17 protein-coding genes are annotated in these 21,943 nt (G+C 74.0%); 5 read left to right on the top strand and 12 right to left on the bottom strand.

Annotation, left to right across the window (positions count from 1 at the left end; all coding sequences use genetic code 11):
- Positions 1-370 precede the first annotated feature (370 nt).
- Entirely contained in the window at positions 371-1,360 is a 990-nt protein-coding gene (locus tag ABZ493_RS15495) for a hypothetical protein (protein WP_430583038.1), read from the top strand.
- A 31-nt stretch (positions 1,361-1,391) separates the two neighbouring features.
- Here ABZ493_RS15495 and ABZ493_RS15490 read toward each other — a convergent pair whose 3' ends face one another.
- Both ABZ493_RS15490 and ABZ493_RS15485 read right to left on the bottom strand, forming a co-directional pair.
- Positions 1,392-2,408 carry a hypothetical protein gene (locus ABZ493_RS15490; protein WP_430583037.1) on the bottom strand — a complete coding sequence of 339 codons (1,017 nt, stop codon included), beginning with the start codon at positions 2,406-2,408 and terminating at the stop codon, positions 1,392-1,394.
- Positions 2,405-3,001 carry a SigE family RNA polymerase sigma factor gene (locus ABZ493_RS15485; RefSeq protein ID WP_430583036.1) on the bottom strand — a complete coding sequence of 199 codons (597 nt, stop codon included), beginning with the start codon at positions 2,999-3,001 and terminating at the stop codon, positions 2,405-2,407. Before ABZ493_RS15485 ends, ABZ493_RS15490 begins: the two co-directional genes overlap by 4 nt.
- A gap of 140 nt (positions 3,002-3,141) precedes the next feature.
- On the opposite strand from ABZ493_RS15485, the gene ABZ493_RS15480 reads away from it, so the two are divergent.
- The 3 genes from ABZ493_RS15480 to ABZ493_RS15470 all read left to right on the top strand — a co-directional run bounded on the left by ABZ493_RS15480 (position 3,142) and on the right by ABZ493_RS15470 (position 7,281).
- Positions 3,142-3,753, top strand: a complete 612-nt coding sequence (locus tag ABZ493_RS15480; protein ID WP_430583035.1) for a PadR family transcriptional regulator — start codon at positions 3,142-3,144, stop codon at positions 3,751-3,753.
- An 11-nt stretch (positions 3,754-3,764) separates the two neighbouring features.
- Positions 3,765-4,481 carry an ABC transporter ATP-binding protein gene (locus ABZ493_RS15475; protein ID WP_430583062.1) on the top strand — a complete coding sequence of 239 codons (717 nt, stop codon included), beginning with the start codon at positions 3,765-3,767 and terminating at the stop codon, positions 4,479-4,481.
- An 85-nt stretch (positions 4,482-4,566) separates the two neighbouring features.
- Positions 4,567-7,281, top strand: a complete 2,715-nt coding sequence (locus ABZ493_RS15470; protein WP_430583034.1) for an ABC transporter permease — start codon at positions 4,567-4,569, stop codon at positions 7,279-7,281.
- Positions 7,282-7,369: 88 nt separating this feature from the next.
- Here the strand turns inward: ABZ493_RS15470 and ABZ493_RS15465 are convergent, their stop codons facing one another.
- The 10 genes from ABZ493_RS15465 to ABZ493_RS15420 form a co-directional block, all read right to left on the bottom strand.
- The gene (locus tag ABZ493_RS15465) at positions 7,370-7,960 is read right to left on the bottom strand and encodes a hypothetical protein (protein WP_430583033.1); all 591 of its coding nucleotides are present in this window, start codon (positions 7,958-7,960) and stop codon (positions 7,370-7,372) included.
- A gap of 153 nt (positions 7,961-8,113) precedes the next feature.
- Positions 8,114-9,478 carry an L-lysine 6-transaminase gene (gene lat / locus ABZ493_RS15460; RefSeq protein WP_430583032.1) on the bottom strand — a complete coding sequence of 455 codons (1,365 nt, stop codon included), beginning with the start codon at positions 9,476-9,478 and terminating at the stop codon, positions 8,114-8,116.
- 58 nt (positions 9,479-9,536) lie between these two features.
- Positions 9,537-9,992: an Lrp/AsnC family transcriptional regulator gene (locus ABZ493_RS15455; protein ID WP_430583031.1), complete on the bottom strand. Its 456-nt coding sequence runs from the start codon at positions 9,990-9,992 to the stop codon at positions 9,537-9,539.
- On the bottom strand, positions 9,989-11,866 hold the full coding sequence (locus tag ABZ493_RS15450; RefSeq protein WP_430583030.1) for an ABC-F family ATP-binding cassette domain-containing protein: 1,878 nt from the start codon (positions 11,864-11,866) through the stop codon (positions 9,989-9,991). Before ABZ493_RS15450 ends, ABZ493_RS15455 begins: the two co-directional genes overlap by 4 nt.
- A gap of 62 nt (positions 11,867-11,928) precedes the next feature.
- Positions 11,929-13,122, bottom strand: coding sequence for a glycoside hydrolase family 76 protein (locus ABZ493_RS15445; RefSeq protein ID WP_430583029.1), 1,194 nt, complete (start codon positions 13,120-13,122; stop codon positions 11,929-11,931).
- A 51-nt stretch (positions 13,123-13,173) separates the two neighbouring features.
- Positions 13,174-16,227, bottom strand: a complete 3,054-nt coding sequence (locus ABZ493_RS15440) for a glycoside hydrolase family 38 C-terminal domain-containing protein (RefSeq protein WP_430583028.1) — start codon at positions 16,225-16,227, stop codon at positions 13,174-13,176.
- Between the two features lie 44 nt (positions 16,228-16,271).
- Complete coding sequence (locus ABZ493_RS15435; protein ID WP_430583027.1) at positions 16,272-17,192, bottom strand: carbohydrate ABC transporter permease; 921 nt, start codon at positions 17,190-17,192, stop codon at positions 16,272-16,274.
- On the bottom strand, positions 17,192-18,028 hold the full coding sequence (locus ABZ493_RS15430) for a sugar ABC transporter permease (protein WP_430583061.1): 837 nt from the start codon (positions 18,026-18,028) through the stop codon (positions 17,192-17,194). The genes ABZ493_RS15435 and ABZ493_RS15430 overlap by 1 nt, the downstream gene beginning before the upstream one ends.
- Before the next feature lie 106 nt (positions 18,029-18,134).
- Positions 18,135-19,496: an ABC transporter substrate-binding protein gene (locus ABZ493_RS15425; protein ID WP_430583026.1), complete on the bottom strand. Its 1,362-nt coding sequence runs from the start codon at positions 19,494-19,496 to the stop codon at positions 18,135-18,137.
- An 81-nt stretch (positions 19,497-19,577) separates the two neighbouring features.
- The gene (locus ABZ493_RS15420) at positions 19,578-20,798 is read right to left on the bottom strand and encodes an ROK family transcriptional regulator (RefSeq protein WP_430583025.1); all 1,221 of its coding nucleotides are present in this window, start codon (positions 20,796-20,798) and stop codon (positions 19,578-19,580) included.
- A 147-nt stretch (positions 20,799-20,945) separates the two neighbouring features.
- Between ABZ493_RS15420 and ABZ493_RS15415 the strand changes: the two genes are divergently transcribed.
- Entirely contained in the window at positions 20,946-21,941 is a 996-nt protein-coding gene (locus ABZ493_RS15415) for an acetylxylan esterase (protein ID WP_430583024.1), read from the top strand.
- Positions 21,942-21,943: the final 2 nt, after the last annotated feature.

Genomic DNA, 21,943 nt, shown 5'->3' with positions numbered 1-21,943 from the left:
CTCGTGGTCGCCCAAGGCACCGTTGCCATGCGTGTGTTCACGTCGTCGTGCACGTCGCCGCGTCCCGCTCCCGCGGGCACGACGACGTTGCCGTGGAACATATCGCCATCATGGCCTGCCATGGTGAAAATCACTGTTAAGGATCAGTAACGATCGACCGCGTGTCGCGCCCGACGGCGGCCCCCGCTCGCCGCCGGCGCGACCTCGCGTCCTCGCGGCGGCAGTTCAGGTTCGCGGCGGCAGTTCGAACTGCCGCGGTGGGGCGAAACTGCCGCGCCGACACTGCCCCCAGGCCCCGCCGGGCCGCCGTCGTCCCCCGCCGGCTCCCGTGCGACGCCGCCGGCGACGGCGCGCCAGCACGCTGACCGGCATGACCGACGACGACCGCACCTTGCTGATCGCACGCCATCACGACCCCGCCGAGCTGCGGCGCGCGACCGCCGCGCGCGAGATGGAGCGCGTGCGCCGCGGCGCCTACCGCGCGCCACGGGCCGCCGCGCTCGACCCGCACGCCCACGCCCGCGACCACCTGGCCGCCGTCCACCGGCAGCTCGACGCCGAGCACGTGCTCAGCCACGAGTCCGCGGCCCTGGTCTGGGGCGTCCCGCTGTGGCAGACGCCGACGACGACGCACGTGCTGCAGCGGTCGGGCGCCAGCACGCGGTCCGCGCGCGACATCGTGCGGCGACGCGGGCTGCCGGAGCGGTGGGTGGAGCGCGGCGGGCTCCCGATCACCGACCTGACCCGGACCGTCGTCGACTGCGTCACGACCATGCACCCGCTGGGCGGCCTGGTCGTCGCCGACTGGGCTCTCGGGCAGGGTCTCGACCGCGACGAGGCGATCCGTCAGCTCGCCGAGCGACGGCGCGGCGTCCGCCGGGCACGCCTCGTGCTCGAGCTGGCCGAGGAGCGGGTCGACCCGCCCTGGGAGACCTGGCTGCGGTACGTGGCGGTGCGGGCCGGCCTGCCACGACCGGTGACACAGTTCCGGGTCGACACGCACGCCGGGCGGTACGAGATCGACGTCGTGTGGCTCGAGCATCGCGTGCTCGCCGAGTTCGACGGACGGATCAAGTATCGCGACGGGGCGTTCGGCGCCGGGTACGACGCCGAACGCGCGCTGTTCGAGGAGAAGGTGCGCGAGGACGCCATCACCGAGCACCTCGGCGTGCGGCCGCTGCGGTTCGTCGCCCGCGACGCCCGGAACCCTGACCAGGTCGCGCGACGCCTGCTGGCCAGGTTCCCGGAGGAGGTCCGCCGCGCGGCGCGGCGCCATCCGCTGCTGCCACCCCCGCCGCCGCCCGCACGCACTCATGGCGGCAGTTCGGGTTCACGGCGGCAGTTCGAACTGCCGCGGTGAACGCGAACTGCCGCGCCGGATCACCCAGGCCTCAGCGGCTCTCCCACGGCATCGACACCCCCGCGTCGTCGAGGTACGCCTCGGCGGCGGCCAGCGTCTCCTGCTCGACGGCGTGGCGGTCCTCGAGATAGTCCCCCGCTCGCGCGATGTACGCGGCCTCCTCCCGAGCACCGACGTCCGCGAGCCGCTGGACCGTCCCGAGCTCGTCCTTACAGCCCAGGTCGATCGTCGCGATGCGGAGCTGTTCCTCCTGCGACACCCCGTAGACCCCGTCCGGGACCATCCCCGCCTCGTGACTGCTGGGCGCCGACGCGCCGTGATCGAGCAGGCACTCGCGCCACTCGTCACGGATGCGCTGCCCGTCCTTCGTGTACATCACCGACGTGATGCCCGTCGGGCCATCGCCGAAGTCGGCGGCGTCGTAGGTGAGCCCCGCCTCCTGGGCCGCGCGGTAACAGTCCCGCGACGCCTTCGCCGGGACCGTCTCGGTATCCCACTCCGCCCCCACGTCGTCCAGGTCGGGCGCCATCAGGCTCGCGTAGCCGTCCGCCTCGGCGTCCTGCATCCGCCACAGCCCGTACTCCGCGTCGCGACCGGGCTCCACCGGGTACGGGCCGTCGAACGTCGCCTCGTAGCCCGCGTCCTGGAGGCAGCCGACGACGTAGTGGTCCGCCGCGGTCCGCGAGATCGCGTACTCGCGACTGTCCCAGCTCCATGCGTCCATCGGCGTCGTGATCGTCCCCGTTGCGGGGTCGAGGGTCGCCCGCGGCTCCGTGTCCGTGTCGGCGGACGTCGTCGACGCACTCGGGCGAGTGTCGAGCGCCGGGCCCGCGGGGGCCACCTCGACCACCCAGCGACCGGCGTCGATCGCCCAGGCCCCGGCCAGCCCCACGACGGCGAGCGACGCGACGCCGGCGACGATCGCCCGGCGCGCCCGCCGGCGACGAGCCGCCGGGACGACGCCGTCGGTGCGGACGTCGATGCGCGGTGCCACCTCGTCCACCTGGGCGCGCAGAGCGCGCGCGAACTGCTCGTCGTCGTGCGTCATCGGGAGCCTCCCTGCTCGGACCGGGTACCGCCGTCGGCGGCCTCGAGGACGGAGCGCAGCTGTGCCAGCCCGCGCGACGCGGTGGACTTCACCGTGCCGACGGAGACGCCGAGGTCGTCCGCCACCTCGCGCTCGGTGAGGCCGACCAGGTGCCGCAGCACGACGATCCGCCGCTGCCTCGTGCTGAGCGTGGCCAGCGCTCGGACGAGCCGGTCACGATCGGCGTGGTGATCGGCGTCCGACCGGGAGCCCGCCCCGTCGGGCAGCTCGGCAGGCGCGGTGAGCACCTCGCGCCGGCGCTTGCGCCACAGGTCGATGCGCAGGTTGGCGAGGACGCGGCGAGCGTACGCGAGGGGGTCGCCCTGCCGGGCCGTCGACCACTTGAGGTACGTCCGGGTCAGCGCCTGCTGCACCAGCTCGTCGGCGAGGTGCGTGTCGCCGCACAGGAGCCACGCGGTCCGCGCGAGCGCCGGCGCGGCGTCACGCATGAACGAGGTGAACTCCTCCTCGGTCGTCACCCCGGTGCGCAGGAGCCGGAACCCCGCGTCGTCAGGGGGGTCGGCCTCGGCCCGGGCCGTCATCGTCACGGTCATGTGTTGTACACGAGCGGGCACGCCCACAGGTTGAGTCACGACTTGGACACGACGCCGCGCCGCGGCCTTGACGTCCCGTAGTTACTCGGCAAGTATCACCGTCATTCCTTAATGCTTACCCGGTAACCACGGAGGTCAGAGTGTCCGTCCGACAGGGATTCCTCGCGCTGCTGTCCGAGCAGCCGATGCACGGCTACCAGCTCCGCCAGGAGTTCGAGGCGCGCACGGGCGGCACGTGGCCGCTCAACATCGGCCAGGCGTACACCACGCTGCAGCGCCTGCAGCGTGACGGCCTGGTCGAGCCCGTCGCCGACGACGACGAGGGCCCGGAGCGCTTCCGCCTCACCGACGCGGGGCGCGCCGAGGCGGACGCATGGTGGCTGCGCCCGGTGGAGCGCAAGGCCCCAGCCCGCGACGAGCTCGCGATCAAGCTGGCGCTCGCGGTCACGGTGCAGCCCGACGGCCACGGCGTCGACGTCGCCGCCGTCATCCAGCGGCAGCGCACCGAGTCGCTCCGCGCGCTGCGGGACTACACGCTGCTCAAGCGGGACGCCGCCGACGATCCCGACGGCCTCGCCTGGTCCCTGGTGCTCGACTCCCTGGTCTTCGCGGCGGAGGCGGAGGTGCGGTGGCTGGACCACGTCGAGTCGACCGTCGCCCGGGCGGCGGGCACGCGGCCGGCCCCCGCCCCCGCGGCCGCCGAGGTCTCGGCCGCGCCGCGCGCCACCGCCTCCCGGGGCGAGCAGCGGTGAGCGCGCCGGTGATGCTCCGGATGACGGAGGTGACCCGGGTGCACGGGCACGGCGCCGCCGAGGTGCGCGCGCTGCGCGGCGTCGACCTCGAGGTCCGCATGGGCGAGCTCGTGGCGGTCATGGGGCCGTCGGGCTCCGGCAAGTCGACGCTGCTGAACCTCGCCGGCGGGCTCGACACCCCGACGTCGGGCACCGTCACCGTGGGCCGTGACGACGTCGGCGCGCTCGACGCCCAGGCCCGTGCCCGCCTGCGCCGCAAGCACGTGGGCTACGTCTTCCAGGACCTCAACCTGGTGCCCGCGCTGACGGCCCTCGAGAACGTCGCGCTCCCCCTCGAGCTCGACGGCCTGTCCGCCCGCCGGGCCCGCGCGCAGGCCACCGCGGCCCTCGGCACGGTCGGGCTCGACGACCTCGCCGACCGCTTCCCCGACGACATGTCCGGCGGGCAGGCGCAGCGGGTCGCCATCGCCCGTGCGCTCGTCGGCCCCCGCCGCCTGGTGCTCGCCGACGAGCCGACCGGCGCGCTCGACTCCGTCACCGGCGAGGCGGTGATGCGGGTGCTGCGCCAGCGCGTCGACGCCGGGGCCGCCGGCCTGCTCGTCACGCACGACGCCCGCCACGCCGCCTGGGCGGACCGCATCGTCTTCCTGCGCGACGGCGTCGTCGTCGACTCCACCGGCGCCGCCGCCGGGCCCGACTCCCTGCTGCACCGCGCGGTGAACGCGTGAGCGCGAGGAGCCCCCGCGCAGGGGCGCCGAGGCACGAGGTGCACCGGAGCGAGGCACCGCAGCGGGCACGCAAGAGGGCCGACGCGTGAGCGGCCCGCTCGCACGCTGGCGCGGGCGGTGGCGAGTCGCGCTGCGGTACGGGTGGCGTGACGCGCGCCGGAACAAGGGCAGGACGGCGCTCGTCGCGGTGATGGTGGCGCTGCCCGTCGCGGCGGGGTCGTTCGCGACGACGGCGACGTGGTCGGCGCGGGACACGCCGGAGACCGTCGCGCAGCGCGAGCTGGGTCCGGGCTTCCAGGCGTCGCTGACCGCGATCGGGATGCCCGTGACGCAGACGCCGGACGCGACCGGCCACGGCGGGGGCGACCCCCTGATCGGGCCACGGCCGGCGGACGCCCTCGAGGCGGACCTGCGCGCGGCGCTGCCGGACGGCGACCGCCTCGTGCGTCTCGTGCAGGCGCAGGGCGAGCTCGTCATCCGCGCGGACGGCCTGCAGCTCTCGACCCCGTCCGTCCTGCAGGGCGACCTCACCGACCCCGACGTCCGGGACGCGTTCCGTGTCGAGGGCGGCGAGCTCCCAGCCGACGGCGAGGTCGCGCTGTCGGCGCGGACCACGCGCGAGCTCGGCGTCGCCGTGGGCGACCGCGTCACCCTCGCGCGGGCCGGGGAGGACGAGGTGCCGGCCACGGTGTCCGGGCTGCTCGACGACCCCGCGCCGCGGCAGACCGACGTCCTCCTCCCGGCGTCCGGGCCGCTCGCCATGCCCGCCACCGCACCGGGACCCCACGGCTTCGACGACCCCGAGGGCCTGGTCTGGTTCGTCGCCGGCGACGCGCCCGTGACGTGGGACGACGTCCTCGCCCTCAACGAGCTCGGCGCTGTCGTCGTGAGCCGCGACGTGCTGTTCTCCCCGCCACCCGTCGAGGCCGTGGAGTTCTACGACGGCCGGCCGCCGGAGAGCACGTCCGACCGGCTGCAGCAGTGGGTGCCGCTCGCGGCGGTCGTCGCGGTCGCGCTGCTCGAGGTGGTGCTGCTCATCGGCCCGGCGTTCGCGGTGGGCGCCCGCCGGTCCGCCCGGTCGCTGGCGTTGATCGCGGCGAGCGGCGGCACCCGCCGCACCCTGCGGGCCGTCGTGCTGGGCACCGGCGTCGTCATCGGCGTCGGCGCCTCCGTGACGGGAACTGTCGTGGGGGTCGGTGCCGCCGCGCTCGTCGTCGCCCTCCTCACGGACGCCGTCCTCGCCGTCCCGTGGGCGCCGGTCGCCGCGATCTTCGCCGTCGGTGTGACCCTCGCCGCGGGCGCCGCCTGGCTGCCGGCGCGCCGGGCGTCGAAGGCGGACGTCGTCGCGGTGCTGGCCGGGCGGCGGGGTGAGACGTCGTACCGGCGCTGGCCGGTCGTCGTCGGGGCCGCGCTGGGCGCCGTCGGGTTCGCCGGCGCGCTCGCGGCGGGCCTCGCGGGCCAGGCCCTCGGCGTCGCGGCGGGCGTCGTGGCCGGGGAGCTCGGCCTGGTGCTCGCGTGCGGCGGGATCGTCGCCGCGCTGGGGCGCCTGGCTCGCCATCTGCCGCTGGCCTGGCGCTTCGCGCTGCGCGACGCCGCCCGGCACCGCGGCCGCACCGCGCCCGCGCTGGCCGCCGTGCTGGTCGCCGTCGCCGGCGCCAGCGGTGGGCTCGTGTACTCGTACTCCCAGACGGCGCACAACGACCGCTCCCAGGCGTTGGTCGCCGCCCCCGATGTCCTGGTCATCGCCCCGGCGTACCACGAGACCCACATGCAGCTCACCCCGGCGGAGGGTGACCGGGTCGAGGCAGTCGTACAGCGCGCCCTCCCCGACCTCGGCCGCCTCTATCCCGTGACCGTCCTGCGCGGCCCGGGCGACGACCCGGGGTCGACGAGCGTCCACCTCACGCCGCACGGCGAGGAGGCCCTCGTCGTCGGAGGGGTGGGGATCAGCGGGCCCGTCGTCGACGACGGCACGCTCGTCCCGTTGCTGGGCCTGCCCTCGCCCGATGTCGCCGCGGCGGCCCTCGCCGCCGGTCGCGCGGTCGTCCAGGCCGGGACGGTGGGCGGCGACGGCACCGTCGCGCTCGACGTCGTCACCTGGGACACCGAGGCGCAGGAGCAGACGGGGCGACGCACCGTGCACGTCCCCGCGACCGGCGTGGGCGACCCGCTCGGGCCCTCCAACGCCAACTTTCCCGTCGTGCCGCCGTCCGCCGTCGAGGCCACGGGCACGTCGCCCGCGCTCGGCGGGTTCGTCGCGATGCCCGGAACGCCGCTCGGGGAGGCCGAGCGCCAGACCCTCCAGGCCGCCCTGGACGAGGAGTTCTCCACCGCGGACGCGTCAGCGTGCGAGGTGTGCGTGACCGTCGGCGCCGGGCCGCGCGACTACGGGTCCCCGCAGTGGCTCAGCACGCTGCTGATCGTGGGCAGCGCGGGCCTCCTGGCCCTGGCGGCGGCGTGGATCGTGGCGGCACTGGCGGCGGCGGAGTCCCGCCCGGACCTCGCGACCCTGGCGGCGGTGGGCGCAGCGCCGACCACCCGCAAGCGGATCGTGGCCGCCCAGGCGGGCACGGTGGCGGTGCTCGGCAGCGTGCTCGGCGGCGCGTCGGGCGTCGTGCTGGGGGCGGCGTTCGTCCTGTTCGAACGGTTCCGGTACGCCGAGCCGGACCCCCGGTGGACGGTCGAGATCCCGTGGCCGGTGCTGGGCGCGACGCTCGTCGTCCTCCCCCTGCTCGCGGTGGCCGCGGCGTGGCTGGTCACCCGGTCGCGCCTGGTCCTCACCCGCCGCCTGGCGAGCTGACTCCCGCAGGTCCCAGCCGTCGGCGCGGCAGTCTGCGTTCGGCGCGGCAGTTCGAACTGCCGCCGCGAGCGCGAACTGCCGCGCCGGGTCAGGCTCGAGCGGCGGCCACCGCCGCAGCCAGGTCGACGACGGCGGCGGTGACGGCGTCGAGCGCCGCCGCGGTGCGTGCCGGGTCGCCGTCGACCTCGAGCGAGTGGTCGCCGCCCTCCACCTCGAGCACCCGCGCCCCGGACGCCGCGGCCAGCCCGCCGTCCCACAGCCCGTCGGCCGTGCCGCCCACCAGCAGCGCCGGCACCCCGGACGCCCCCAGGCCTACGGCGGCGGCGCGCACCTCGGGCGCCCGGTCGGTGGTGAGCAGCGGCGTCAGCCACGCGCCGGCCAGCCCCAGCTCGACGGCGACGGGCAGCGCCAGCGTGCCGAGCGACTTCGCCAGCACCAGGTGCACCGCCGCGGGCGCAGAGGCGACCCCGTCGCGCACCACGTCGGCATACACCCGCCGCGCGACGTCGAAGTCCGGCCGCCCGTCCCACACGACGGTCCGCACCGTCCAGCCGCCGGAACGCAACGCAGCGGAAGGCCGCGCCAGCACCGGCCCCTCCGCCGTGTACCCGACGCCAGGCAGCACGGTCAGCACCAGCCCCGGCTCGCCGTCGTCCACCACCACGCGATGACTCGTCACCGCCCGAGCCTGTCACGCCCGACCCGCCACCACGGGGAGACGAAAGAAGGCAGGTCAGGGAATCGCGCGCACGGTAGTCAAACCCGAAGTGGAGGGCGCCCTGGCGCCCGTGAACGCTACCGTGCGCGCGATTCCCTGACCTGCCGTCAACCGTCAGACGGCGACGCGACCGAGAACCCGGTCGAGCGCCGCGACCGCGCCATCCAGCACGGACTCGTCTACGGTGAGGGCCGGCCGGAACCGCACGGACCGCTCCCCGCACCCGAGGATGAGGAACCCTTCGTCGTGCAGCCCCGCCAGCACGGCGTCGCGCACGTCGCGTGACGGCAGCGACACCGCGCACATGAGCCCGCGGCCGCGGGGGTCGGTGACGACGCCAGGGTGCGCTGCCGCCAACCCTTCGAGCCGCGCCAGCAGGCCGGCCCCGACGCGCGCGGCGCGCTCGATCAGCCCCTCGGCCTCGATCACCTCGAGGATGCGGCGCGAGCGGACCATGTCGGCGAGGTTGCCGCCCCAGGTGGAGTTGATGCGGGACGAGACGTGGAAGACGTTGTCGTCGATCTCGTCGACGCGCCCGCCGGCCATGACGCCGCACACCTGGGCCTTCTTGCCGAAGGCCACGACGTCGGGCTGGACGCCGAGCTGCTGGTACGCCCATGCCGTCCCGGTCATGCCGACGCCGGTCTGCACCTCGTCCAGGACGAACAGGGCGTCGTGCTCGTGGCACAGGGCCTGCATGGCCTGGAGGAACTCGGCGCGCAGGTGGTGGTCGCCACCCTCCCCCTGGATGGGCTCGGCGACGAAGCAGGCGATGTCGTGCGGGTGCGCCTCGAACGCGGCGCGCGCCTCGGCGAGCGCCCGGGCCTCGAGCGCCTCGACGTCGCGGGGCGCGCCGTCGGCGTCGTGCCCGGGGTAGGGCGAGCTGATGCGCGGCCAGTCGAATTTGGGGAACCGGGCGACCTTGCCCGGCTCGGTGTTGGTGAGGGACATGGTGTAGCCGGATCGGCCGTGGAACGCGTGCTGCAGGTGCAGCACCTTCGTGCCCAGCTCGGGCGAGCGACCGTGCGCCTCGTTGTGCCGCGACTTCCAGTCGAACGCGACCTTGAGCGCGTTCTCGACGGCGAGGGCGCCGCCGTCGACGAAGAAGAGGTGCGGCAGGGCGGGGTCGCCGAGCACCCGGGCGAAGGCGTCGACGAAGCGGGCGAGCTCGACGGTGTAGACGTCGGAGTTGGACGGCTTGTTGATCGCGGCGCGGGTGAGCTCCTCGCGGAACAGCGGGTCGCGGAACAGGGCAGGGTGGTTCATGCCCAGGGGGTTGGACGCGAAGAACGTGAACAGGTCGGTCCACTCGCGGCCGTCGCGGGCGTCGACGAGGGTCGAGCCGTGCGAGCGGTCGAGGTCGAGCACGAGGTCGAAGCCGTCGACGAGCAGGTGCTCGCGCAGCGACTCGAGGACGGCGGTGGCCTCGATCGAGCCGCCGACGCTGGTGGCTGTGCGCTGAGAGATTGTCTCGGTCATACCCCGACGGTAGAGGAGAACCTCCTGCCGAACCAGGGTTATGCCGCAAGAATTCTTGTCAATGCGCCAGCGGGCGCCCTTCGAAGTACGTCCGCAGCACCACGGTGGACCGCGTGGAGACGCTCGCCTCCCGCCGGATGGCGCCGAGCAGGTCCTCCAGCGCCGACGGCGACGGCACCCGCACCAGCAGCAGGTAGTTCGCGTTGCCGGCCACCGACCAGCACGCCTCGATGCCGGGCACGTCGCGCAGCCGGTCGGGGGCGTCGTCGGCCTGCGACTGGTCCAGCGGCGTGATCTCCACGTATGCCGCGATGGGCAGCCCCACGGCGTCGGGGTCGACGACGGCGCGGTAGCCGGTGATCACGCGGCGCGCCTCCAGCTTGCGCACGCGCGCCTGCACCGCGGACTGCGACAGCCCCGTCACGCCGGCGAGCGCCGCCAGCGTCGCGCGGCCGTCCTCGCGCAGCGCGCGCACGAGCGCCCGGTCGACGTCGTCCAGCGTGCCGTCGCTCATCCCGCCACCTCGGCGGACTCCAACCAGGCCATCTCGAGCTCCTCCTTCTCGGCGCCGAGCTCCCGGAGGCGCTCGTCGAGCGCCGCCACAGCGGTGTAGTCCGTCGGGTCGGCGGCGATCTGCTCGTGCAGAGTGTTCTCCTCGTCCGCGATCCGAGCCAACCTCCGCTCAATCCGTGAGATTTCCTTCTTGGCGGCCCGCACCTCCGCCGCGGACGCCCCCGACGGCGTCGCCGCAGGTCGCGCCCCGGAACCGGCGGCCACGACCGAGGCGGGTGCCGCGGGCCCGGTCGCCACGGACGTGCCCGAGGCACCCGCCCGCCGCAGCTCCAGGTACTGCTCCACCCCGCCCGGCAGGTCGCGCAGCGCGCCGTCGCCGAGCAGCGCCCACTGGCGGTCGCACACCCGCTCCAGCAGGTACCGGTCGTGCGAGACGACGATCAGCGTGCCCGGCCAGCCGTCCAGCAGGTCCTCGACGGCGGCGAGGGTGTCGGTGTCCAGGTCGTTGGTGGGCTCGTCGAGCAGCAGGACGTTCGGCTCCGAGACGAGCAGCCGCAGGAGCTGCAGACGGCGCCGCTCGCCGCCGGACAGGTCGCGCACGATCGTGTGCGCCCGCTCCCGGGTGAAGCCCAGCCGCTCCGTGAGCTGACCGGCGGTGAGCTCCTTGCCGTCGACGACGACGGTGCGCTTCTCGCGGTCGACGACCTGCACGGCGGTGAGGTGGCCGACGTCGTCGAGCTCTCCGACGTCCTGGGTGAGCTCCGCGACGTGCACCGTCTTGCCGCGACGCACCCGGCCGGAGTCCGGCTCGCGGCGGCCGGCCAGCAGCGACAGCAGCGTCGTCTTGCCCGCGCCGTTGACGCCGACCACGCCGTACCGGTCGCCGGGGCCGAGGCGCCAGGTGACGTCGTCGAGCAGCACGCGCCGGCCGGCCGCGTCGCGCGGCCCGGCCTCGTGCCCGTCGCGCGCGGGGACGGTGACCGTGACGTCCTCGAGGTCCAGCACGTCCTTGCCGAGGCGGCGGGTGGCCATCTGCGTGAGCTCGAGGGTGTCGCGCGGCGGCGGCTCGTCGTCGATGAGCGCGGCCGCGGCGTCGAGCCGGAACTTGGGCTTGGACGTGCGGGCGGGCGCGCCGCGCTTGAGCCACGCCAGCTCCTTGCGCAGCAGGTTGTTGCGCTTCTCGGCGGCCGTGGCCGCCTGACGGGCGCGCTCGGCGCGGGCCAGGATGTACGCCGCGTAGCCGCCGTCGTACCCGTCGACGCCGCCGGACCCGTCGCCGCGCACCTCCCACGTGCGGGAGCAGACCGCGTCGAGGAACCAGCGGTCGTGCGTGACGACGACCAGGGCGCCCGTGGCGCCCGGGCGGCCGTAGCGGGCGGACAGGTGCTCGGCCAGCCAGGCGACGCCCTCGACGTCGAGGTGGTTCGTGGGCTCGTCGAGGAGCAGCACGTCCGGGTCCTCGACGAGCAGCGCCGCGAGCGCCACGCGGCGCCGCTGCCCGCCCGACAGGGTCGACGCCGGCTGGTCCAGGTCGAGGTCGGCCAGCAGACCGGCGTGCACGGACCGGATCCGGGCGTCGGACGCCCACTCGTGCGTCGCGTCGTCGCCGTGCACCAGGTCGCGGATCGTCGCCGCGTCGTCGTCCACGTCGCGCTGCACGAGCATGCCGAGCCGCGAGCCGCCCACCCGGGTCACGCGCCCGGCGTCGGGCGCCTGCGTGCCGGCCAGCAGGCGCAGCAGGGTCGACTTGCCCGCCCCGTTGGGGCCGACGACGCCGATGCGGTCGCCGTCGTCGAGCCCGAGCGAGACGTCACGGAGGAGGGTGCGGGTGCCGATGGTCAGCGCGATGCCGTCCGCGCCGAGGAGATGTGCCACCCGACGAGGGTAGTCGCCCCCTCGAGCACGCGATCCGTCGCCTGCTCGAAGGGGCGGGTTGCTCAGTACAGGATCGACGCCTTGCCGCGCGGCCACGCGAGGGTGGCGTAGATCTGCACCATGGCCGCCTGCTCGAGCAGCTCGGTGTGCTCGTCACCGGCATCGAACAGCCCGGTCCCGGAGTCCCGCGCCTCGCGCCACTGCGTGTCCGCGTAGCCCGCCATCGCGTCGCGGTAGGTGTGCCCGCCCGTCACCGACTCCAGGAGCAGCAGGTTCTTGAACCAGATGGAGTTGAAGAACATCGGCTGTCCGGCCAGACGACCCTCGGTCACGTAGAACCGGTACGAGGCCGCCGCGATCGCCTCTGCCTTCTCCAGGTAGCGCTCCTCGCCCGTCGCCTCGTACAGCAGCGTGTACGTGCCCACCGGGACGCCCTGGTTGTACGACCACTGCGTCCGGTCGATCGACCCGTCGAGCTTGACGTTGTCCCAGTACAGGCCGTTCGGCGCGAGCAGGTGCTCGTCCGTCCAGCCGACCATCCGCTCGGCCCAGTCGAGATAACGCTCCTCGCCGGTAAGCATGTAGAGGCGGGTGGCGAGCTGCGCGCCCGGCATGGTGGACACGGTGTTGCGGTCGGTGCTCCACGGCGCCTGCGTCCAGAAGACGCCGCCCGGCGCCGGGTGGTCCGGGTCGGTGTCCCAGCCGGAGACGACCAGCTCGAAGATCTCCTCGGCCCGCTCGAGCGCCGCCCGGTCGCCCGTGGCCAGGTGCTGCTGCACCTTGGCCAGCGCGACCCACTCGTTGTCGTCGTAGAAGATGTCGCCGCCGTCGCCGTACGGGGCGCGGGCGTAGGAGTCGTACGCCGGCAGCCCGGTCGTGCCGCCGTCCGCGTTCCAGAACCGCTCCTGGCCCACCGACAGGTCCGCGAGGTCGTCGGCGAACGACCGGCCCGCCTGCCCGGGCATCCCCGTGAGGTCGAGCGTCGCGACGTGCGCCTGGGAGAACGGCCACTCGTACGAGTACGGGCGGTCCTCGGCGCCGGACGGGTAGCGCTCCCGGTAGAGCCCCGACCCGTCGTGCACGTACAGGTGCTCCTGCATCGCCTCGTAGCTGGCCACGGCTCGGGCCTGCTGCGTGCGCGGCGACGTGCCGTTCCCGTCCTCCGACGCGGACGCGGGCACCGCCGCCACCAGGACGCACGCCAGCGCGGCGACCGTCCCGACCGATCTCGCCCCGACTGCTCTGGTGAACCTCATCGTTCTCTCCTTCGCTCGGTAGTGCTCGGGTGGTGCTCGGTCCAGCGACCTTCAGCGACGGATGCGCAGGGTGACCACCTGGAACGGCGTCAGCTCGAGGAGCACGTCGTCGCCGTCGCGGTGCGCGGCGTCCAGCGGCCGCTCCAGCAGGTCCGTCACGACCACGCCGGTGTGCTCGAACGCCGGCGTGACACGGGCCCGGGCGCGGCCGCCGCGGCTCTCGTAGAGCCGTACGACGACGTCACCGCTGCCGTCCTCGGCGAGCTTGACGGCCTCGACGACGACCGCGTCGTCGTCGACGGCGAGCAGCGGCTCGACGCCGTGGTCCCCCGCGACGACGCGCTCGGGCAGGTTGAGCGCGTAGCCGTGGCGGACGGCGTCGTCGATGCCGGCGCCGACGACGAGCTCGCAGGTCAGCTCGTGCTCGCCCTGGTCCGCGTCCGGGTCGGGGAACTTCGGCGCGCGCAGCAGCGACAGTCGCACGGTGGTGCCGGTGCCGCCCTCGGCGTCGCCAGCACCGTCCGGGCGGGTCCGCGTGATGTCGTGCCCGTACGTCGAGTCGTTCGCGACGGCCACGCCGAAGCCCGGCTCCCCCACGTGCACCCACCGATGGGCGACGGTCTCGAACCGCGCGTGGTCCCACGACGTGTTGACGTGCGTGGGCCGGTGCACGTGCCCGAACTGGATCTCCGACGTCGCGCGCTCGGCGCGCACGTCGAGCGGGAACGCGAGCTTGAGCAGCTTCTGCCGCTCGTGCCAGTCGACGCGGGTCGTGATGCGCAGGCCGCGCCCGGCGACGGGGAGCGCGAGGTCCTGCTCGACGCGCGACGACCCGAGCTCGCGCAGCACGCGCACCACCGGCCCGGAGGCGCCGTCGGCGACCTCGATCTTCGCCGCGTCGACGAGGTCGGTCGTGCTGCGGCGGTAGTGCTCGTCGATGTCCCACGCCTCCCACTCGTTGGGCACGTCGCGGTGCAGCTGGAGCAGGTTCGCCCTCGCGCCGGGCAGCACGGCCTCGCGCCCGCTCGCGCGGTCGACGGCGGACACGACGTGCCCGTTGCCGTCGACGACGACGCGCACGAGGTCGTTCTCCAGCACCCAGCCGTCGCCCTCGGCCACGGGCGTCACGGTGCCCGCGCCGCGCGCCGCGTCGAGGGCCGTGGCGCCGAGCGCCGCGACGCCGTCGCGCGCGAACGGCCCGGCGTTCACGGCGACCGGCCGCTCGCCCTCCCCGACCAGCGCCCGCAGCGCGTCGTCGACGATCTCCTCGAGCTCGCGGGCCACCTCGGCGTAGTTGCGCTCGGCCTCGCGGTGCACCCAGGCGATGGACGACCCCGGCAGGATGTCGTGGAACTGCTGCAGCAGCACGGTGCGCCACAGCCGCTGCAGCCGCTCGGCCGGGTAGTCCGCGCCGACGCGCACGGCCGCCGTCGCCGCCCACAGCTCGGCCTCGCGCAGCAGGTGCTCGCTGCGGCGGTTGCCGCGCTTGGTGCGGGCCTGCGACGTGTAGGTGCCGCGGTGGTACTCGAGGTACATCTCCCCCGTCCACGTGGCCGGGTCCGCGTACTCGGCCCGGGCGGCGTCGAAGAAGGACTGCGAGTCGGACAGCTCCACCTTCGGCGACCCCTCGAGGTCGCGCGTGCGCCGGGCCGCGGCCACCATCTCGCGGGTGGGGCCGCCGCCGCCGTCGCCGAAGCCGAACGGGACCAGCGACGTGTTGGCGCGGCCCTTCTCGGCGTACTGCCGCTCGGCCCGCGCGAGCTCCTCGGCGGTCAGCTCCGAGTTGTACGTGTCCACGGGCGGGAAGTGCGTGAACACCCGCGACCCGTCGATGCCCTCCCACCAGAACGTGTGGTGCGGCATGGTGTTGGTGTCGTTCCACGAGATCTTCTGCGTGAGGAAGTTGTCGCTGCCGGCCAGGCGGGCGAGCTGCGGCAGCGCGGCGGAGTACCCGAAGGAGTCGGGCAGCCACACCTCCTTCGGCTCCACGCCCAGCTCCTCGATGAAGTACCGCTTGCCGGCCACGAGCTGGCGGGCCAGCGCCTCGCCGCCGGGCATGTTCGTGTCCGACTCGACCCACATGCCGCCCACCGGCACGAACCGGCCCTCGCGCACGCGCTCACGGATCCGCTCGAACAGCTCCGGGTAGTGCTCCTGCACCCACGAGTACTGCTGCGCGGACGAGCAGGCGAACGTCACGTCAGGGTCCTCGTCCATGAGGGCGAGCACGTTGGAGAACGTGCGCGCGCACTTGCGCACGGTCTCGCGCGTGGGCCACAGCCACGCGGAGTCGATGTGCGCGTGCCCGACGGCGTGCACCCGGTGCGCCGACGCCGTGGCCGGGGCGGCCAGGGCCGGCGCGAGCGCCGCTCGACCCGCGGCCGCGGTGCCGGCCACGTCGTCCGGGTCGACGGCGTCGAGCATGTCCTCCAGCGCGCGCAGCACCTCGGCCGCGCGCGGGCTCGTGGCGGGCAGCACGCGCACCAGGCCGTGCAGGGCGCGCACGTCCTGGAGCAGCTCCCACACGGTCTCGTCCACGAGGGCCACGTGCATGGTGCGCAGCGCGTAGATCGGGTCCGGCCCGGAGGTCTCCCAGGCGCCCATCGGCGTGGGCCGTGTCCACGCGCCGCCCGGCACGTCGGGGTTGGCGGCGGCCTCGACGTAGACGTCGACGCGGCCGTCGGAGCCGAGCGCCTGGCCCGCGACCAGCGGCACGTGCTGGTTGCGCGGCTCGACGGCCTTGACGATGCGGCCGTCGGGGGTCCACGCCGTCCCCTCGGCCTGGAAGCCCGGGCCGGCGCCGGTGAACCCGAGGTCGACGACGAGCTCCACGCGCGTGCCCGCGGGCGCCGCGGCGCCCGACCAGCCGGCCGGGACGTCGCCCGTCACGTGGAACCACGTCGTGTCCCACGGCCGCCCCCAGGGAGAGCCGATCGCGAACGGGGCGTACGCGGCGCGTGCCGCCTCGGCGAAGGGCACCGGCTCCCCGCCGACGGTCCACGCCTCGACGTCGAGCGGCCGGGTCTCGCGCAGGACGGCGGGCTCCAGCCAGTCGCGGGTGAACCGCTCGAGGCGCGCGGTGGTGCGGGCGGTGGTGTCGTGCATGGATCAGGCTCCTGGTGACGGGGCGGGCGGTGGGACGGGCGCGGTCAGCCCTTGACGGCGCCGGCGAGCGCGAACGAGCCGCCGGACAGCCGTGAGACGAGCACGTACAGGCCGACGGCCGGCAGGGCGTAGAGCATCGAGTAGGCCGCGAGCTGGCCGTAGGCGACCGAGCCGTACTGGCCGAAGAACGCGAAGATGCTCACGGCCGCCGGCTGCTTCTCCGGCGTCAGCAGCAGCACGAAGGGGACGAAGAAGTTCCCCCACGCCTGGATGAACACGAAGATGAAGACGACGGCGATGCCGGGCCGCATGAGCGGCAGCACGATGGTGCGCAGCGTGGTCATGGCCGACGCGCCGTCGGTCCAGGCCGCCTCCTCGAGGGAGATCGGCACGGAGTCCATGAAGTTCTTGGTCATCCAGATCGCCATGGGCAGCGACGTCGCGGCCATGAAGAACGTGGTGCCGGCCAGGGAGTCGAGCAGGTTGAGCCGCACGAACAGCGAGTAGACCGGCACCATCATGGCCGTGATCGGCAGGCAGGTGCCGAACAGCACGGCGTACAGGAACGGCTTGTTGAAGCGCATCCGGTAGCGCGACAGCGGGTATGCCGCGAGCACCGACGCGACCACGGTGATGAGGCCGGTGCCCGCGGACAGCAGGAAGGCGTTCGCCAGCGGCACCCACGTCTGCTCGGGCGTCATGACGGCCGTGAAGTTCTCGAGCGTGAACGCCTCCGGCAGCCCGACGGCGAGGGTGGCGCTCGGGTCCAGCGACGCCAGCACGATCCAGCCGAGGGGCAGCAGGAAGCACAGCCCGACGACGACGAGCACGACGTTCGACAGGATGCGCGCCGTGCGCGGCCCGGGGGCGGCGACCGACGGCGTCGACCGCCGTCGCGCGGGGGGCGCGCCGGCGACGTCGGGCACGGGCGAGGGGACGGACGCCGGGGCGGCGGTCTGGGCCATCAGTCGACCTCCGGCTTGAGGCTGCGGATGTACACGACGGAGAACACGGCGCCGATCACGAGCATCACGGTGGCGATCGCCGTGCCGTAGCCGACCTGGGCGAACTTGAACGCCTCCTGGTAGGCGAGGATCGGCAGCGTGGAGCTGTCGGTGCCGGGGCCGCCGCCGGTCATCACGTAGATGAGCGTGAAGACGGACAGCGTCTGCAGCGTGGTGAGCATGAGGTTGGTCGAGATGCTGCGGCGGATGGTCGGGAGCGTGACCCACACCAGGCGCTGCACCCCGTTGGCCCCGTCGACCGTCGCGGCCTCCGTGATCTCGGGCGGCACCTCCGCGATGGCGGCGGAGTAGACCATCATCGAGAACGCCGTGCCGCGCCAGACGTTGGCGAGGATGACGGCGAGCATCGGGTACTGGAAGAGCCAGTCCGGGCCGGTGATCCCCACGCCCGCGAGCAGCGAGTTGAGCGTGCCGTCGGCGTGGAAGAACGCGTAGGCGGCGAAGGCGGCCACGATCTCGGGCAGCACCCAGGCCGTGACGACGAGCGTCGAGACGACGGCGCGCACGGGCCTCAGCGCGGAGCGCATGAGCATCGCCAGCCCGAGGCCGGCGACGTTCTGCCCGATCACGGCGGACGCGATGACGAACAGCACCGTGAGCCACAGGGCCTTCGGGAAGTCGGGGTCGCCGAGCAGCGCGCCGTAGTTGTCCAGGCCGACCCACTCGGGGTTCGCCGCGTTCGGGCCGGTGAGGGCCGCGTTGGTGAACGAGCCGTAGAACGACCACACGACCGGGCCGAGCATGAACAGCGCGAGCAGGGCGACGGCGGGCAGCATCGGGACGAGGCGGCCGGCGGTACGGCGCGCGTGCGCGCGCCGCACCGGCGACGGCCCCGCCCCCGGCCCGCCGACGGGGGCGGGGGCGAGGGTGGTGGTCACGTCGTCAGCCGTTCGTCGTGTTCTCTTCGCCGACCTGGGCGATCACGGCCTCGTCGTACACGGCGGCGGCCTCCTCGGGCGTCTGCTGCCCGGTCATCACCGACTCCATGGCGACCTGGATCGCGTTGGAGATCTGCGCGTAGTCGGAGGTGGCGGGGCGGAAGTTCGTCACCTCGACGAGGTCGGAGAAGAACGGCACCGTCGGGTTCGCCTCGGAGTACGACGGCTCCTCGGCGACGTCGGTGCGCACCGCGATCTGGCTGTTGTCGATCGCGAACCGCAGCGAGTGCTCCTTGTCGAGCGCGTGGGTCAGCACGTCGAACGCGACGTCGGGGTTCTTCGACCCGGAGCCGATCGCCATCGTCCAGCCGCCCGACATGCTCACCGCGCCGGGCGCCTGGCCGTCCTGGGTGGGCATCGCGGCGGTGCCCATGACGTCGGTCCACTCCGGCCAGGGCGCGGTGCCCTCCTCGAGCCAGGTGCCGGGCATCCACGAGCCGTCCAGCGAGATGCCGAGCTTGCCCTTTGGCAGCCACTCGGCCGAGACCGTGTTGCCGACGTTCGGGTCGAGCGCCTGCTGCGGCGTCGGGGCGAGGCCCTCGGTGTAGATGGTCCGGATGAAGTCGAGCGAGTCGACGAACTCCTGCGACCCGACGATCCACTTCGAGGAGTCGGTGTCGTAGAGCGTGCCGCCCGTGCCGTACAGCAGCATCTCGAAGCCCTGCATCGTGGCGCCCTCGCCCATCGGCTTGCCCGAGTAGACGTTGAGCGGGATGACGTCGGGGTCCGCCTTCTTGATCGCCCGGGCGGCCTCGAGCAGCTCGTCCCAGGTCGTCGGGGCCCAGTCCTCGGGCAGCCCCGCCTTGGCGAGCACCTCCTTGTTGAACCACAGCCCGCGGGTGTCCGTGCCCATCGGGACGCCGTAGGTCTTGCCGTCGTCGCCCAGCCCGGCCTGCTTGGCCTGGTCGACGAACTGACCCCAGTCCTCCCACTCGGCGAGGTAGTCGTCCATCGGCAGCAGGTACCCCGCCTCGACGTCCGACTTGATCATGAACGTGTCCTCGTACATGAGGTCGGGCGCCGTCGCGGGCGCCCGGTTCATGAGCGCGAGCTTGGTGAAGTAGTCGTTCTGGCTGGCCTCGATCGGCACGAGCTCGATGGTGACGTCCGGGTTCTCCTTCTCGTACTCGGCCTTGACGTCCTTGAACAGCTCGTCGGCCTGCGTGAAGTTCCCGAACTTCTGGTACGCGATCTTGATCGTCGCGTCTCCGTCGGCGCCCTCGCCGTTCCCCGAGCCGCAGGCTCCGAGGGTGAGGACGAGCGCCGTGACCGCGGTGCCTGCGGCGAGGGGTCGTGCCAGTCGCATGGTGCTCCTTTGCCCACATGAGTGGCCCGACGACGCCGGGCCGGCTGACGTGAATAACTCAAGCGAATTGAGTTATTGCTGTCAAGCGTTCACGAGGCCGGAGGGGCGCGGCGTGAAGAGGCCGTCGAGCACGAGGCTCGCGGCCCCGACTGCGCCGACGTGGTCGCCCACGGCGGAGCCGAGCACCTCGACCGCGTGCACCTCGCGCAGCGTCGCCTGGGCCGTGAGCTCACGTCGCACGACCGGCAGGTAGTGGGGTGCCAGCCGCGCCCAGGCCGGGCCACCGAAGACCACGACCCCCGCGTCCACGAGGTCGGCCACCACGGTGATCCCGCGCGCGACCCGCCGCGCGGACGTCGCGAGGATCGCTGTGGAGACCGCGTCGCCGTCCGCGGCCGCCCGACACAGCGTCGTGAGGGCCGCGTCGAGCTGCGCAGGCGTCGTCGCGGGGGTATCCCCGGGGAGCACGCCGCCCGCGACAGCCTCGGCCACCAGCGTCGCGGGCGCGGCGGAGATGCCGATGCACCCCCGCTGGCCGCAGCCGCACAGCGGGCCGGCGTCGTCGACCATCAGGTGCCCGACCTCGCCGGCGTTGCGCGACGACCCCGCGAGCAGCTCGCCGTCGTGCGCCACCGCCACGGCGACGCCGAAGCCCGTGTAGAAGAAGAGCGACGTGCCGCGCAGCATCCGGTTACCGCGCCACAGCTCCGCCACCATCGCCGCCGACACGTCCTTGTCCAGCACGACGTCGAAGCCCGTCGCGGCGGCCAGCAGGTCGCGCACCGGGACCTCCTCCCAGCCGTCCAGGAGCGGCGGGCTGATCACCGTGCCGGCGGCGAGGTCCACCGGTCCCGGCACCGCCACCCCCAGCCCGAGGACGGCGGAGCGGTCGACGCCGGCCCGCTCGAGCATCGCGGCAGCTGCCGCGGCGACGGCCTCGGCCACCGCGCCGGGCCCGGCGGGCGTCGGCTCGACGACCTTCTCCACCGTGCGGCCGTCGAGGTCCACGAGCACCGACGTCACCACCACCGGGTCGATGTGCACGCCCAGCGCGTAGGCGCCCTGCGGCTCGAGGTAGAGCATCGTCCGGGGCTTGCCGCGGCCCTCGGCCCGGCGCTCCCCCTCGACGACGTAGCCCAGCGCGATGAGCCGCGCCACGATGTTCGACACCGCCTGGAGGGACAGCCCGGTGCTCGCCGCGAGCTCGCTGCGACTCGTGCCGTCGGGCGCGCGCCGCACCTGGTCGAGCACGACCATCTGGTTGAAGTCGCCCACCCGCGGCAAGTTGGTCCCGCGTCGCACCGTGTCCTCACCTCGCCCGTCCGACTGCTCGCAGCGTAGACGTCCGGCGCGGGGAAACGTTCTCCACGGCCACCTGCCGGCCCGCTACAGTGCAGCCCGACACCGCACCGCTGCGATGGTCTCGCAGGAAGTCCCCGGAGGAACCCGATGGCCCAGTTCGACCTGCCCGTGCCCGAGCTCGAGACGTACGTGCCCGAGATCGACGAGCCCGGCGACTTCGACGCGTTCTGGGAGGAGACCCTCGTCGAGTCCCGCGCGCACGACGACGCCCCCACGCTGGAGCGGGCGGACACCGGCCTCACGGAGCTCGTCGTGGACGACGTGACCTTCCCCGGCTTCGACGGGCAGCCGGTCAAGGCGTGGCTGACGCGGCCCGCACGCCACGACGCCGCGGCCGATGGCCCGCTGCCGGCGGTCGTCGAGTTCGTCGGCTACGGCGGCGGCCGCGGGCTGGCGCACGACCACCTCGGCCTCGCCGCCGCGGGCTACGCCCACCTCGTCATGGACACCCGCGGCCAGGGCTCCGGCTGGGGGCACGGCGGCGACACCCCGGACCCGGTGGGCAGCGGCCCCGCCTCCCCCGGCTTCATGACGCGCGGCGTGCTCGACCCGCGTGAGCACTACTACCGCCGCGTCTTCACCGACGGCGTGCGGGCCGTGGACGCCGTGCGCCAGGTCGAGGGGATCGACCCCGCGCGCGTCGCCGTCGCCGGCACGAGCCAGGGCGGCGGCATCGCGATCGCCGTCGCCGGCCTGGTGCCCGACGTCGCCGCCGCGGTGCCGAACGTGCCGTTCCTGTGCCACTACCGCCGCGCCGTGCAGATCTCCGACGCGTTCCCCTACGGCGAGATCACGCAGTACCTGTCCGTGCACCGCGAGCACGAGGACGCCGTCTGGCGCACGTTCTCCTACCTCGACGGCGTCTCCTTCGCCCGTCGCGCCCGCGCGGCCGCGCTGTTCTCGACCGCCCTGCGCGACGACGTCTGCCCGCCGTCCACCGTGTACGCGGCGTACAACCAGTGGGGCGCGCTGGGCGAGACGACGCCGGACACGGCGATCGACGTCTACGCCTACAACCGCCACGAGGGCGGCCAGGGCTACCGCTTCGCGCCGACGCTGGCCTGGCTGGCCAAGCACCTCTGATG

This window comes from Isoptericola sp. NPDC019482, assembly GCF_040632295.1.
Taxonomy (GTDB): domain Bacteria; phylum Actinomycetota; class Actinomycetes; order Actinomycetales; family Cellulomonadaceae; genus Isoptericola.
This window is presented reverse-complemented; position numbering and strand designations above follow the sequence as displayed.